Origin of the sequence: Brevundimonas diminuta 3F5N, assembly GCF_900163625.1 — a bacterium.
GTDB classification, from domain to species: Bacteria; Pseudomonadota; Alphaproteobacteria; order Caulobacterales; family Caulobacteraceae; genus Brevundimonas; species Brevundimonas diminuta_A.
On record NZ_FUIE01000042.1, the window covers coordinates 18,262 to 31,745 of the forward strand.

Annotated in this window: 13 protein-coding genes; 8 read left to right on the top strand and 5 right to left on the bottom strand. The window is 67.1% G+C overall.

Features of this window, described 5'->3' with window-relative positions:
• Window position 1: 1 nt before the first annotated feature.
• From FM111_RS07960 to FM111_RS07970, 3 genes are read right to left on the bottom strand one after another with little or no spacing between them, the layout of a single operon-like run.
• A complete protein-coding gene (locus FM111_RS07960) occupies window positions 2–733 on the bottom strand; it encodes a C39 family peptidase (protein WP_218779188.1) in 732 nt (243 codons plus the stop codon).
• On the bottom strand, window positions 730–1,131 hold the full coding sequence (locus FM111_RS07965) for a hypothetical protein (RefSeq protein WP_087140430.1): 402 nt from the start codon (window positions 1,129–1,131) through the stop codon (window positions 730–732). The genes FM111_RS07960 and FM111_RS07965 overlap by 4 nt, the downstream gene beginning before the upstream one ends.
• Window positions 1,132–1,190: 59 nt before the next feature.
• On the bottom strand, window positions 1,191–1,922 hold the full coding sequence (locus FM111_RS07970; protein ID WP_143276066.1) for a hypothetical protein: 732 nt from the start codon (window positions 1,920–1,922) through the stop codon (window positions 1,191–1,193).
• 331 nt (window positions 1,923–2,253) lie between these two features.
• Here FM111_RS07970 and lepA point away from each other — a divergent pair, with 331 nt between their 5' ends.
• Complete coding sequence (gene lepA / locus FM111_RS07975) at window positions 2,254–4,062, top strand: translation elongation factor 4 (protein ID WP_087140432.1); 1,809 nt, start codon at window positions 2,254–2,256, stop codon at window positions 4,060–4,062.
• 56 nt (window positions 4,063–4,118) lie between these two features.
• Here lepA and FM111_RS07980 read toward each other — a convergent pair whose 3' ends face one another.
• Complete coding sequence (locus FM111_RS07980) at window positions 4,119–4,784, bottom strand: glutathione S-transferase family protein (protein WP_087140433.1); 666 nt, start codon at window positions 4,782–4,784, stop codon at window positions 4,119–4,121.
• A 171-nt stretch (window positions 4,785–4,955) separates the two neighbouring features.
• On the opposite strand from FM111_RS07980, the gene FM111_RS07985 reads away from it, so the two are divergent.
• Both FM111_RS07985 and FM111_RS07990 read left to right on the top strand, forming a co-directional pair.
• On the top strand, window positions 4,956–5,309 hold the full coding sequence (locus FM111_RS07985) for a MarR family winged helix-turn-helix transcriptional regulator (RefSeq protein ID WP_256968155.1): 354 nt from the start codon (window positions 4,956–4,958) through the stop codon (window positions 5,307–5,309).
• A 145-nt stretch (window positions 5,310–5,454) separates the two neighbouring features.
• On the top strand, window positions 5,455–8,307 hold the full coding sequence (locus FM111_RS07990) for a M16 family metallopeptidase (protein WP_087140443.1): 2,853 nt from the start codon (window positions 5,455–5,457) through the stop codon (window positions 8,305–8,307).
• A 61-nt stretch (window positions 8,308–8,368) separates the two neighbouring features.
• On the opposite strand, the gene FM111_RS07995 is transcribed toward FM111_RS07990, so the two are convergent.
• The gene (locus FM111_RS07995) at window positions 8,369–8,797 is read right to left on the bottom strand and encodes a hypothetical protein (protein ID WP_087140435.1); all 429 of its coding nucleotides are present in this window, start codon (window positions 8,795–8,797) and stop codon (window positions 8,369–8,371) included.
• Window positions 8,798–8,908: 111 nt separating this feature from the next.
• Between FM111_RS07995 and FM111_RS08000 the strand changes: the two genes are divergently transcribed.
• From FM111_RS08000 to FM111_RS08020, 5 genes are all read left to right on the top strand, one after another.
• The gene (locus FM111_RS08000; protein WP_087140436.1) at window positions 8,909–9,649 is read left to right on the top strand and encodes an NYN domain-containing protein; all 741 of its coding nucleotides are present in this window, start codon (window positions 8,909–8,911) and stop codon (window positions 9,647–9,649) included.
• Window positions 9,650–9,741: 92 nt separating this feature from the next.
• Window positions 9,742–10,077, top strand: a complete 336-nt coding sequence (locus tag FM111_RS08005; protein ID WP_087140437.1) for a hypothetical protein — start codon at window positions 9,742–9,744, stop codon at window positions 10,075–10,077.
• Between the two features lie 30 nt (window positions 10,078–10,107).
• Entirely contained in the window at window positions 10,108–10,347 is a 240-nt protein-coding gene (locus tag FM111_RS08010) for a hypothetical protein (protein WP_087140438.1), read from the top strand.
• A 157-nt stretch (window positions 10,348–10,504) separates the two neighbouring features.
• A complete protein-coding gene (gene cobT / locus FM111_RS08015) occupies window positions 10,505–12,388 on the top strand; it encodes a cobaltochelatase subunit CobT (RefSeq protein ID WP_087140444.1) in 1,884 nt (627 codons plus the stop codon).
• Entirely contained in the window at window positions 12,385–13,353 is a 969-nt protein-coding gene (locus FM111_RS08020; RefSeq protein WP_087140439.1) for an esterase-like activity of phytase family protein, read from the top strand. The genes cobT and FM111_RS08020 overlap by 4 nt, the downstream gene beginning before the upstream one ends.
• Window positions 13,354–13,484: the final 131 nt, after the last annotated feature.

Genomic DNA, 13,484 nt, shown 5'->3' on the forward strand with positions numbered 1-13,484 from the left:
GTCACCTCAGATAAGGATCGAGGGAGAAACGCGTCGTCACTTGATACAGCGGCGGCAACTCCCGCGTCAGTTCAGCCAAGGACATGGGTTGAAGCGCCTGCCCCGGTCGCGACCGGTTCCAGACGCGCCACTCTTCGGCGTCGTTGAAGGTGTCCGCCGGCTGACGGACGACGAAAGCGACCCCGTTCCACATCTCGGTGAACTGGTCGCGCGAATAGATCTTCAGTCCCAGGGCCGGGTCGCCGACCAGGACATGGCCCGCGTCATCGCCCTTGAAGACCACGAAGTGTTTGTAGCCGGCCGTATCGATCATCACGATGGCCGGGGCGTTCATCTCGATCAGCTCATCGAGGCTGAGCCGGAAGCCGTCGGCGGGATAGCCGCGCGCGTCGAGGTATCGCTTCATGTCCAGCAGGGAGAAGCCGACACGGCGAATGGTCTCCTGGTCGCCGTCGGCGAACATGGCGCGAAACACCTGAGCCTCTCCGACATCGCGGCCGTAGTGATGGCGCAAAAGGGTGGCCAGGGCCGCCGACCCGCAGCTGAAGTCATACTGCTGGCGCACCACGGTGCGGAACGGCAGGTCGCGATAGCTGACCACCTTCACCCGAGCGGCGGCCGGACCGTTGTTCAACAAGATCTCGGCCTGAGCCGAAGCCGCCGACAGGGCCGGCAGGCCCGCTACGGCGGCCAGCCCCAGGTTGAGCAGAAGCCGGGCGGACGAGCGTGTCACGGGTTCGGAGCCGTCGTCACGATATTGATCGTGATCGCGCCTTGCAGGTTATTGTTGTTGCCGCTGTTCATGACGAAATTGCCGACGCCGTTGAAGCCGGAGAAGGCGTTGGCGTCGATGCGCATGCCGCCCGTCGTCACTGTATTGGCGTTGACGCTGTTGCCGCTGTTGGTCGCCTGCAGCAGTTGATCGCTGGCGATAACGACAGACGACGCGCCCTGACGGCCGTGCAACGCATCAAGCTCGTCAACCGCCAGCGACCGCGGCCCTGTGGCGGCGGTTGGAGCGTCGGCGACGGCCGGAGCGATAATGATGAAAGGCGGAGGGGGCGTCGGCGGAGAGGCCGAATTCGGATCGGCCGCCCCCAGCAACGCCAGGGTCGACAGAATGCTGAGCATGGTTCCCTCCCAGGAAAGAAGTTCGGCGGCCGGAGAACCGGCCGCCGAAAAACGAAGGCCTAGTTGCCGCCGCCGTTGCCGAAGGTGATGTTGGCGTTGGCGCTGATCGCCGTGGCCGCCTGACCAACCGACGCCATGCCGGTGTTGTTGCTCACCGTCTGGATGCCGGCGAAGCCTGCGAAGGCGCCGCCGCTCTGGTTGATGTTGCCGGTACGGATCCGCGCGTTTTGCGGGCCTTGGCCGTCTTCCGACATGTCGAAGCTCAGATCGCTGACGTTGGCGCTGAGTTCCTGCATGTTGAGGGAGACACGGATGTCGCCGATGTTCGTGGAGTTGTCGTTGCCCGAGTCATTCACCGAATTGTCGTTGAAGGAGTCAGAGACGCCCAACTCCAGGTTGGTGTTGATCGAATTGTCCGTATTGGTCGATGCATCGGTGTTGAACGAGTCGGAAATGCCGACTTCAGTGTTCGTCGAATTGTCCGAGTTGTCGTTGAACGATTCCGAGACGCCCAACTCCAGGTTGGTGTTGGTGGAGTTGTTCGAATTGTCGTTCAGCGAGTCCGAGATGCCCACGTCCAGATCGGTGGAGTTGTCCGAGTTGTCGTTGAACGAATCCGCGACGCCCAGGTCCACGTCGGTGCTGTTGCCGCCGCTGTTGTAGGAGTCGGCCGCCGAAGTGTTGCCGCCGACCGGGCCGTTCGGACCGCTCGAGGACTGAGCCTGAGCCATGCCCGCAAAAGCCAGGGCCCCAGCCAGGACCGCAGCAGACGTCATTAGTTTGGCACGCATTTCCTTGCCTCCAATCAAAGGTGATTAAGGAGGCTCCTCCACCTCCGAAGGCCGAAATCGTCGAATGACACGGGTCGTTCCCCTTAAGAGAACCTCTGATTTTCCTCGATAATTCGCACACCCCACCCACCTTGCGGGAGAAGATCTGATCAATTGGAGTAGAGCTGTGCGATCAGGACGCCCTGCATCCCGTCATTTGATCAGAAGATCACCCAGAATAAAGTTGGCGAAGTCGTGACTTTTTTAAGGCGAAGTCGCCATGACGGTTCGAGCCCCCCACTCAACGGCTCCCGTGGCGCAATCGCTCCGGCCGTGCTACGCGCGCCGAACCATGACGACGCCCCCTATCGAACGCATCCGCAACTTTTCGGTGGTCGCCCACATCGACCACGGCAAGTCGACCCTGTCCGACCGCCTGATCCAGTTCACAGGCGGCCTGACCGCGCGTGAAATGTCCGAGCAGGTCCTGGACAATATGGACATCGAAAAGGAGCGCGGCATCACCATCAAGGCGCAGACCGTGCGCCTGAACTACAAGGCCAAGGACGGGCACGACTATGTCCTGAACCTGATGGACACGCCGGGCCACGTCGACTTCGCCTATGAGGTGTCGCGTTCGCTGGCCGCCTGTGAAGGCTCGATCTTGGTGGTGGACGCCTCGCAGGGCGTCGAGGCCCAGACCCTGGCCAACGTCTATCAGGCGATCGACAACAACCACGAGATCGTGCCGGTCCTGAACAAGATCGACCTGCCCGCCGCCGAGCCGGACCGGGTGCGGGCCCAGATCGAAGACGTCATCGGCATCGACGCCTCGGAAGCGGTCATGTGTTCGGCCAAGTCGGGCATCGGCATCGAGGACGTGCTGGAGGCCATCGTCGCGCGCCTGCCCGCGCCCAAGGGCGACATCAACGCCCCGCTGAAGGCGATGCTGGTCGACGCCTGGTACGACCCCTACCTGGGGGTGGTGCTGCTGGTGCGCGTGTTCGACGGCGTGCTGAAGGCCGGCATGCGCGTGAAGATGATGCAGACCGGCTCGTCGCACCTGGTCGACCGCGTCGGCGTCTTCCTGCCCAAGAACACCCCCGTGGACCAGCTCGGCCCCGGCGAGGTCGGCTTCATCACCGCCCAGATCAAGGAAGTCGCCCACGCCGCTGTCGGCGACACCATCACCGACGAGAAGAAGCCCACGGCCGAAGCGCTGAAGGGCTTCAAGGACGTGCAGTCGGTGGTCTTCTGCGGCCTGTTCCCGGTCGACGCCGCCGACTTTGAAGACCTGCGCGCCGCCATCGGCAAGCTGCGCCTGAACGACGCCAGCTTCACCTATGAGATGGAGTCCTCGGCGGCCCTGGGCTTCGGCTTCCGCTGCGGCTTCCTGGGCCTGCTGCACCTGGAGATCATTCAGGAGCGCCTGAGCCGCGAGTTCAATCTCGACCTGATCGCGACGGCCCCCTCGGTCGTCTACAAGATCGGCCTGCGCGACGGGACCGAGATCGACCTGCACAACCCGGCCGACCTGCCGGACGTCATGCAGATCGAGACGATCAGCGAGCCGTGGATCAAGGCCACCATCCTGACCCCCGACGAATACCTCGGCGGCGTGATCAAGCTGTGTCAGGACCGTCGCGGCAGCCAGATCGAGCTGTCCTACGTCGGCTCCCGCGCCCTGGTGGTCTATGAGCTGCCGCTGAACGAAGTGGTGTTCGACTTCTACGACCGCCTGAAGTCGATCTCGAAGGGCTACGCCTCGTTCGACTATGAGATCACCGACTACAAGGTCGGCGACCTGGTGAAGATGAGCATCCTGGTCAACGCCGAGCCGGTCGACGCTCTGTCCATGCTGGTCCACCGCGCCCGCGCCGAAACGCGCGGCCGCGGCATGGTCGAGAAGATGAAGGAGCTGATCCCTCCGCACATGTTCACCATCCCGATCCAGGCGGCCATCGGCGGCAAGATCATCGCCCGCGAAACCGTCCGCGCCCTGCGCAAGGACGTGACGAGCAAGTGCTACGGCGGCGACGCCACCCGCAAGAAGAAGCTGCTGGAGAAGCAGAAGGCGGGCAAGAAGCGCATGCGCCAGTTCGGCAAGGTCGAGATCCCGCAGGAAGCCTTCATCGCCGCGCTCAAGATGGACGAGGATTGAGGAAAAGGCCCACCAGTCCCGGCTTTGATCGAGCCCGGCGACGGGCCGCTTTCATCCTACACGGCGGCCCGCTGGATCGCCTCGTACTCGCCGAATGGCCTCAACTGATCTGCGAGCGCGCGCTTGAACGCAGGGCGGGCCTCGGCGCGCGTGACATAGGCGGCTAGCGCAGGGAAGCTGGCGACGATGTCCGTGTGACGCAGGTCCCGCAGCACGTGCGCCATCAAGATGTCCGCCGCACTGAAGCGGTCGTTGGCGAACCATCGCCGATCCCCCAGGGCGTCCTGCAAGTCGCTCAACCGCCCGCGCAGGGCGGCCTCAACCTCTGGTCGTCGTTCCTTCGCCCAAGCCTTGTCGGCGTTGAAAAAATCGATCCCGGCCAGTTCGGCGACAAGAGGTTCGACGCTGTTCATGGCGGCGAAGAGCCATGTCATGACCAGCGCATGTCCAGCGAGATCATCAGGCATGAGTTCTGACGAATTCTGCGCGATCCACAAGACAATGGCTCCGCTCTCAAACATCTGCACCTTGCCGTCGCTGTAAGCGGGAACCTGACCGAAAGGCTGCAGGGATCGGTATGCGGGCGTTGACTGGTCTTCAAACCCAATCAGCCGATCATCATACCCGAGGCCCGCCTCCTCCAACGCCCAGCGAACACGGATGTCGCGAACTGAACCCTGGGCGAAATCAGGCACCCACTTGAAAGCCGTGACCTGGATCATGGGATGCTCCTTCAGCTTGTCCGGACGCTTTAGACGTTGCCGCCACGCATTGACATAAAGTTTGATATCAACATAATTTCAGTCATGTCAAATCCACCGACCGCCTTTTCTCAGACACTGCATATTCGAGATCATTGCCTTTGCTTGCACGCCCAGCGCGCTGCACGGGCCTTGTCCCGACGGTTCGACGAGGCGTTTCGGCCTTATGGGATCACCAGCGGCCAGTTCTCGCTGATGAACGGACTGAACAGGCCCGAACCGCCGACGATCGGCGCCGTGGCCGAACTGCTGGCGATGGATCGCTCAACCGTGACCGCGAATTTGAAGCCGTTGGAGCGGGCTGGCCTGGTCACCATAGCGGTAGACGAGAAAGACCGGCGCGGACGGCGGGTTGCCTTGACCGACGCCGGCCGAAACGCGCTCGGCAAGGCGACGCCGGTCTGGATCCAGGAACATGCGGCCCTTGAGGGCGAGATCGGCGACGGCGACGCCCTAAGGGCGCTGCTGAAGCTTGCCGCAACTTAGAAGGCAGGCCTGGAGCCCAGCCTGGATCACGCCAGGCGCGTCGACGAAGATGAAGAATTCTCCATATAACAATGTGTCGCGTTGCAGCGACGGCGCGCGTGGTTAAGGTCCGACCCAACATGATCCGTTGGGAACCGACATCACCATGCGCCTTGCCGCCTCTTCCGTTGCGCTCGCCGCCTTGCTGGCCGTGAGCACGCCCGTTATCGCCGCGCCCGCGGCCGCCGCCTCCGCTGCGACGACGACCCAGGCCGAGCCCCTGCGCGGGGCGCCGGTCTCCGAGTTGATCGCCCGCGTGGACATTCCGTGGAAGCGCTTCCAGCTCGACAACGGACTGACCGTGCTGGTGCACGAAGACCGCAAGGCGCCCGTCGTGGCGGTGTCGGTCTGGTACAATGTCGGATCGAAGGACGAGCCGAAGGGTTCGACCGGCTTTGCGCACCTGTTCGAGCATCTGATGTTCGGCGGGTCCGAGAACTCGCCCTCCAGCCACATCCAGACGATGAATGCGGCGGGCGCGACCAGCCTGAACGGCACGACCTGGTTCGACCGCACCAACTATTTCCAGACGGTGCCGACCCCGGCGCTGGACTACACCCTGTATCTGGAATCCGACCGCATGGGCTATCTGCTGGGGCAGGTCAGCCAGGAGGTCCTGGATCTGCAGCGCGGCGTCGTCCAGAACGAGAAGCGCCAGGGCGACAACCAGCCCTACGGCATGACCTACTACGCCACGCTGGAAGCCCTGTTCCCCGAGGGCCACCCCTATCGCCACTCGACCATCGGTTCGATGGCCGATCTGGACTCGGCCAGCATGGAGACGGTGCGCGACTGGTTCCGTGAGAACTACGGCCCGAACAACGCCGTCCTGGTCCTGTCAGGCGACATCGACGAGGCGAAGGCCCGCGAGCTGACCGAGAAGTATTTCGGCGCCATCGCGCGCGGCCCGGTCAACACCCCCGCGGCGGCCCCTGTGCCGACCCTGGCGGCGCCGGTCGAACAGGTGCTGCACGACCGCGTGGCCCAGACCCGCATCAGCCGCACCTGGGCCGTGCCGGGCCTGGGCGACCCCGACTCCGTGCCGCTGAGCGTCGGCGCCTCCGTGCTGGGCGGCCTGGCCAGCTCGCGTCTGGATAACGTCCTGGTGCGCGACGAGCAGACGGCCTCCAGCGTCTCGGCCTCGAACCAGACCTTCCAGCGCCTGGGGATGTTCAGCTATTCCGCCATGGTCAAGCCGGGCGCCGATGCGGACGCCGTGGCCCGGCGCATGGACGCCGTGCTGGCCGACCTGATCGCCAACGGCCCGACCCAGGACGAGATCAACCGCGTGGTGACGCGCTACGCCTCGCAGCGCATCCAGGGGCTGGAGACCGCCAACGGCAAGGCCTCGGTCCTGGCCGAAGGCCAGCTGTATTCGAACGATCCGGACTTCTACAAGAAGGAGCTGGCGGCCTACGCCGCCGTGACCCCGGCCCAGGTCCAGGCCGCCCTGCAGAAGTGGCTGAGCCGCCCCGTCTACAGCCAGATCGTCGTGCCGGGCGAGCGCGAAGCCTATGCCGAGGCCGCCGCAGCCCCGGCGGGCGCGACGCCGGTTCCGGCCGAACCGATCCAGCGCGTGGCCCGCGACCCCGCCCCGGCCATCGGCCAGGTGTCCAACGTCGACTTCCCGGCGGTGGAGCGCGCCGCCCTGTCGAACGGGATCGAGATCGTCTACGCTCGCTCGACCACCGTGCCGGTGACCCGCGTGGCGCTGGAGTTCGACGCTGGGGTCGCGGCCGACCGCGCCGACCGCCTGGGCGCCCACACCCTGATGCTGAACATCATGCAGGAAGGCACGACGACGCGCGATTCCAAGGCTCTGGCCGAGGCGCAGGAGCGCCTGGGCGCGAGCGTCTCCGTCGGTTCGTCGATGGACCGCACGGTGGCCAGTCTGTCGGCGGTGACGACCAATCTGCAGCCGTCGCTGGTCCTGCTGTCCGACGTGGTTCGCAATCCGGCCTTCGCTCCGGCCGAGATCGAACGCCTGCGCGCCACGCGCCTGGCCGCACTGGCCAATGAGAAGACCCAGCCGGCGTCGATCGCCGGGCGCGCCCTGCCCCCGCTGATCTACGGCGAGAGCCACCCCTATGGCCGTTCGTTCGGCGGCTCGGGCGACGAAGCGGTGATCCGCGGCCTGTCGCGCGACGACCTGGCGGCCGAACACGCCCGCTGGATCCGCCCGGACAACGCCCAGCTGTTCGTGGTGTCGGACCTTTCGCTGGCCGAGCTGAAGCCGCAACTGGAGGCCGCCTTCGGAAACTGGCGCGCCCCGGCGACGGCCAAGGGCGACAAGGCCTTCGACGCCGCCCTGCCCCAGACTTCGGCGCGGGTGGTGCTGATCGACCGGCCGCAGTCGCCGCAGTCGCTGATCTACGGCGGTCAGGTGCTGCCGGTGTCGGGGACCGACGACATCCTGACCCTGACCACCGCCAATACGGTGCTGGGCACGGACTTCCTGTCGCGCATCAACGCCGATCTGCGCGAGACCAAGGGCTGGTCCTACGGCGTGCGCGGCACGATCAGCCAGCTGGAGAACCGCGCGCCCTATATCGTCAACGCTCCAGTCCAGGCCGACCGCACCGGCGAGTCGATCGCCGCCCTGGTCAGCCAGTACGACCGCTTCCTGGGCGCTGACGGGGTGACGGCGCAGGAGCGCGAGCGCACCGTCCTGGGCCGCACGCGCGCCCTGTCGGGCAGCTATGAGACCTCGTATCAGGTGCTGGGCGCCTTGCAGTCCAACGCTCTCTACGGCCGCGCGGACGACTATCCCGAGACGCTAGCGGGCCGCATCAACGCCCTGACGGCGCAGGAGATGGACGCCGCCGCCCGCGCCGCCATCCAGCCCTCGCGCTTCGTCTGGGTGGTGGTCGGCGACGCCTCGGTCGTCAAACCGCAACTGGACGCCCTGGGCCTGCCGGTCGAGGTGCGCGCCGCCGAGGCGCCGAAGCCCGCTCAGTAAGCTCTTCGATCACGCCTGAAGCGACGACGGCCGGCGGGGGAACCCGCCGGCCGTTTTCGTTCTATCGCTTGCGGAAGCGGGCGGCGTCGGCGGCCAGGCCGGCGCCCCAGTCCGTGGTCGGGTGATCGGCCTCGGCGTGGAACGGCAACTCGCCGGCGACGCCGCGGATCGCCAGCGCCAAAGGCAGGGCGTAGTGCGCCATGAGGCGCAGCGGCTTGCGGCGCTTGTCCGTCACATCCCAGCCCAGGGCCTCAAAGGCGTCGGCCAGATCGGCGCCCGACAGGCGATGGATGTCGTCCCAGTCACCGGGCCGTTCGACGGCCTCGGCCGCGTCGGCGGTCAGGCCGAACAGGGCCTGAGTCAGGGCGTCGATCTCGGGGAATTCGTCGCGGGCGTCGGGATCGGCGTAGCGCGGCTTCATCAGCGCTTTCAGTTCCAGATCATCGACACCGGGCAGGTCGATCAGGCGGCGCAGGGGCGTTTGGGTCATGGCTCGCTGTAGCATGTCCCATCACCGGGAGCAGCCGCGGTTGACCGCGCCCGCCTGGAGGTCGAGGCTGGCGCTTCGGACGACGTCCCCACGAACACGAGGCCTCCTCTCATGCCGACCGACGCCCTGAACGCCACCGCCCGCGCCCCGCGCCTGGCCGTTCTGATCGACGGCGAAAACGCCTCGGCCCGGATCGCGGAGGCGCTGTTCACCGAGATCGCCGCGCTGGGCGAGGCCTCGGCGCGGCGTATCTATGGCGATGCGGCCAGTCCGGCGCTGCGGGGATGGATCGACGTCCTGCCGCGCTGGGCGATTCAGTGGCAGCAGAACTTCCAGAACACCAAGGGCAAGAATTCGGGCGACATCGCCCTGGTCATCGACGCGATGGACCTGCTGCATTCGGGCCGGTTCGACGGCTTCTGCCTGGTGTCGTCGGACAGCGACTTCACACGGCTGGCGGCGCGCATTCGTGAACAGGGCGTGCCCGTCTACGGCTTTGGCGAGCGCAAGACTCCCGAGAGCTTCCGCCAGGCCTGCACCCGTTTCATCTACACAGAGAACCTGACCGGACGGGCCGCCGCCGAGGCGGGCGCGGGCGCGGCGCCCCCGGCCGAGCGCAAGCCCGCCGAAGCCGTTCCCCTGATCGCCACCGCCATCACCGACATGGACGAGGACGGCGACGGCTGGGTCAACATCGGCGGCGTCGCCAACCGTCTGCGCAACACCTACTCCGACTTCGACCAGCGCACCTATGGCCACGCCAAGCTGTCCGAACTGGTCCGCGCCACCGGCCGGTTCGACGTCGAGGTCGGCCCCGGCGGCGTCATGCGCGTGCGGCTCAAATCCCGCTAGGCTCAAGCGGAGCTGTTGAGAGAACAGTGTTGTAACGCCATTCGATTGTCTGCATGGTGGTGATCTGACATTCCCCAAAGGGAGTTCTCGCCATGCTGATCCCCGTCCTTGCTCTGCTCATGCTGAACGGCGTCGCGATGCAGGATGACAACGCCGCTGTCGTCGAGCCGCGCGCGCCCAGCGCCTCCAGTTCGCCTTCGCGCACCATCTCGGCGCGACCGCCTACGGTGACGAGCGGCCCGACACGGACAGTCTGCGACTGGGAGCGCGCCATGGGCAGCACCATTCAGCAGCGCGTCTGCCGCAAGGTGCCGCTGAACAGCAGCCAACGCGAACGCATGTCGACCGATATGATGCGGGACATGCAGGGTTCACGCTGGGGCGAACGGCCCGCGCCCCGCTCCCCCGGCGGACGTGCGGTGTTCTGACACAAAGCCTTCGTCAAAAAGGAGACGCCGATGTTGACGACCCTTCTGTTCAGCCTGCTCCTGTCGAGCTCGTCCACCACCCCCGTGCACGCCCAGTCGGCGGCGGCCATGCCGGTGGGCGGCGTGGTGCGCGATCGATCGGCGCCGCGCCCTGGGGAAGAGGTGCGCGAGGAATGCTATCGCGGTCAACCGACCGGCTCCAACGTCCGGCAGGACATCTGCCGACAAGCGGCGGTGAAGCGTCCGGTCGAGCGCGCCGCGCGCCGCTAGCGCGAAATCGGTTTCGTTGGACGCATGTCCAACGAGACTCAGACATTCGCTGCAGATGAATCTGAACCATTTGGGTCCAGGGGCCGCCGCGACGGAATCCCCGGCCTAGGACGCCTCGTCCCCTTTCCCCCGCCGCAGTATGGTCTATGTGTGGCGCATGGCCGCCGCAGAGACCCCCGTCGAGACCTTCAAGCGCGCATTAGCGCACGCCGCTCGAGCCCTGGCCGAACAGGCCGAGCTGGAGGTGCATTTCGGCGGCGACGGCCCCAAGCTGTCCAAGGGCGTGCTGACACTGCCCCATCCGCCGCGCGATCCGGCCGCGCCCGAAAGCGCGACCCTGCGCGGTCAGGCCGACCGGCTGGCGCTGCGTCTGGCCAACCATGATCCGGCGCTGGATGCGCGGCTGCGCCCCGTCGACATGAACGCCGCCGAGGTGTTCGACGCCGTGGAGCAGGCCCGCGTCGAAGCGGTCGGCGCGCGCGAACTGAAGGGCGTGCGGCGCAACCTCGATTCCGCCCTGGTCACCCGGCTGGAGAAGTCGGGCGCCCTGCGCGCCGAGGCGGCCCAGGTGCCGGTGGCCGAGGCGGCCGCCCTGTTGCTGCGCGAACGGATGACCGGCGAGCCGTCGCCCGACGGCGCCAAGACCATGCTGGACCGGGTCCGCGCCGAACTGGAGGCCAAGGCGGGCGCCGAACTGGACGCCCTGGCGGCCCTGGGCGACAATCAGGCGGCCTTCGGCGCGCGGATGAAGGATCTGCTGCGCGCGCTGGACCTGGATCCCGGCGACGCCGACGGCGGCGACTCGCCCGAGGAGGACGGCGAGGACGACGCGGACAAGCCCGACCAGGACCAGGCGGATCAGGACGAGCAGGAAGAACAGGACGGCGGCGAGGGCGGCGACTCCCTGGACGGCACGGCCGACGACCAGTCCGCCGAGGACGAGCGCCAGGCCCGCCCCGACGGCACGCCGGGCGAACCGGATGGCGAGGGCCGCGAAGACGCCCCCGAACTCAGCGAAGGCGACCGCCCCAACCACCAGCAGACCCAGGACGACGGCCGCGCGGTCGAGGTCTATCGCGCCTTCACAACCGCCTATGACGAGATCATCGACGCCGCCGAACTGTGCGACCCGATGGAGCTGGATCGGCTGCGCGCCCTGCTGGACGCTCAGTTGTCGACGCTGGGCAGCGTGGTCTCGCGCCTGGCCAACAAGCTACAGCGGCGGCTGCTGGCCCAGCAGAACCGCTCGTGGATGTTCGACCTTGAGGAAGGGATGCTGGACACGGCGCGCCTGACCCGCGTCATCACCGACCCGACCAGCCCCCTGTCGTTCAAGATGGAGAGCGAAAGCCCGTTCCGCGATACGGTCGTGACCCTGCTGATCGACAACTCCGGCTCGATGCGCGGGCGGCCGATCATGGTGGCGGCGGTCTGCGCCGACATTCTGGCGCGGACGCTGGAGCGGTGCGGCGTCAAGGTTGAGATCCTGGGCTTCACCACCCGCGCCTGGAAGGGCGGACAGAGCCGCGAGGCCTGGATCAGCGCCGGCAAGCCCGCCAATCCGGGCCGCCTGAACGACCTGCGCCACATCATCTACAAGGGCGCCGACGCGCCGTGGCGCCGGGCCAAGAAGAACCTGGGCCTGATGATGCGCGAAGGCCTGCTGAAGGAGAATATCGACGGCGAGGCGCTGGAATGGGCGCACGACCGCCTGCTGGCCCGGCCCGAGGCGCGGCAGATCATGATGGTCATCTCGGACGGCTCGCCGGTCGACGATTCCACCCAGTCGGCCAATGCGGCCCTCTATCTGGACAAGCACCTGCGCCAGGTGATCGAGAAGATCGAGACGCGCAGCCCGGTCGAGTTGCTGGCCATCGGCATCGGCCACGACGTGACCCGCTGGTATCGCCGCGCCCTGACCATCGTCGACGTCGAGCAGTTGGCGGGCGCCATGACCGAGAAGCTGGCGGAACTGTTCGAGGCCGAGCCGAAGACCGTCAGCAGCAAGGGCGGGCGCGTCCCGCACAAGCGCGCGGCGTGAATCGCCGCCTCTACGTCGCCGCCCTGATCTCCCTCGCCCTGGCCGCCTGCGCCGGGGCGGCGGTCACCTCCCATCCCTGGACGCCGGAGGCGACGGCCGACGGCTGGGCGCCTGCGGGCGGCTCGACCCGGCAGGTCGGACTGGGCTGGCCGGGCGGCGCCAAGCTGGCCAAGGGCGTGCGCTATGCGGGCGGAGTGCAGTTGATCGCCGCCCCGGTCTCCAGCCTGCACGGCCTGTCGGACCTGAAGTTGACGGGCGCCGGCGGCTTCATCGCCGTATCGGACTCAGGCGACCTGGTGCGCGGGCGGCTGGAGCTGGATGCGGACGGAAAGCTGGCGGGGCTGCACGATCTGCGGGTGCGGCGACTGACCACGGCCCAAGGCGAACCGATCGCCGACAAGGTCGCGGGCGACGCCGAAGGGCTGGCCCTGACCGAGGACGGCGAGGTGCTGGTCAGCTTCGAGCGCGAGCATCGCATCTGGAGCTACGGCCCGCTGGATGCGCTCAACGCCCGGCCCGAGGCGCGGCCGCATCCGACGGCCGACTTCCCGCTGAATGAAGGCCTGGAGGCGCTGGCGACGGCGCCCGGCGGCTGGCGCGTCGGCGGCGAAGGCGGGGGGATCTGGGACTGTTCGCCGGCCGGTTGCCGCACCGTGGTCGAGCCGACGACGCCTTCCGACAGCTGGCGGCTGACCGGGCTGGAGCGCGATCCCGGCGGCGACGGCTGGTTCGCGGTGCAACGGTCGTGGCGCCCGCCGTTTGACGTGCGCGCCCGCGTGCGCCGCATGGACGCCGAGGGCGCGTTGGGGCCGGTTCTGGTCGAGCTGAAACTGCCCGGTCTGACCGATAATTTCGAGGGGATCGCCGCCGAGCGCCGCGCGGAAGGGACGCGCCTCTACATCCTGTCCGACGACAACGCCAACCCGGCGCAGAAGACCCTGATGCTGGCGTTCGACGTCCGCTGACCCTTCTCCCCTTGAGGGAGAAGGTGGGCGCCGGAGGCGCTCGGATGAGGGGTGGTTACGCCGTCGTCCTGTCGTTTGAACTCAACCGTGCGCTCTCAAACTTTGAACGTCGCGCCGACACCCCTCATCCG

Bases quoted from the DNA above. Each gene is read 5' to 3' on its own strand.
- FM111_RS08010 (WP_087140438.1), top strand. From the start codon at position 10,108: ATGTTGACGACCCTTCTGTTCAGCCTGCTCCTGTCGAGCTCGTCCACC.
- cobT (WP_087140444.1), top strand. From the start codon at position 10,505: ATGGCCGCCGCAGAGACCCCCGTCGAGACCTTCAAGCGCGCATTAGCG.
- FM111_RS07990 (WP_087140443.1), top strand. From the start codon at position 5,455: ATGCGCCTTGCCGCCTCTTCCGTTGCGCTCGCCGCCTTGCTGGCCGTG.
- FM111_RS08005 (WP_087140437.1), top strand. From the start codon at position 9,742: ATGCTGATCCCCGTCCTTGCTCTGCTCATGCTGAACGGCGTCGCGATG.
- FM111_RS07965 (WP_087140430.1), bottom strand. From the start codon at position 1,131: ATGCTCAGCATTCTGTCGACCCTGGCGTTGCTGGGGGCGGCCGATCCG.
- FM111_RS07995 (WP_087140435.1), bottom strand. From the start codon at position 8,797: ATGACCCAAACGCCCCTGCGCCGCCTGATCGACCTGCCCGGTGTCGAT.
- FM111_RS07970 (WP_143276066.1), bottom strand. From the start codon at position 1,922: ATGCGTGCCAAACTAATGACGTCTGCTGCGGTCCTGGCTGGGGCCCTG.
- FM111_RS07980 (WP_087140433.1), bottom strand. From the start codon at position 4,784: ATGATCCAGGTCACGGCTTTCAAGTGGGTGCCTGATTTCGCCCAGGGT.
- lepA (WP_087140432.1), top strand. From the start codon at position 2,254: ATGACGACGCCCCCTATCGAACGCATCCGCAACTTTTCGGTGGTCGCC.
- FM111_RS08000 (WP_087140436.1), top strand. From the start codon at position 8,909: ATGCCGACCGACGCCCTGAACGCCACCGCCCGCGCCCCGCGCCTGGCC.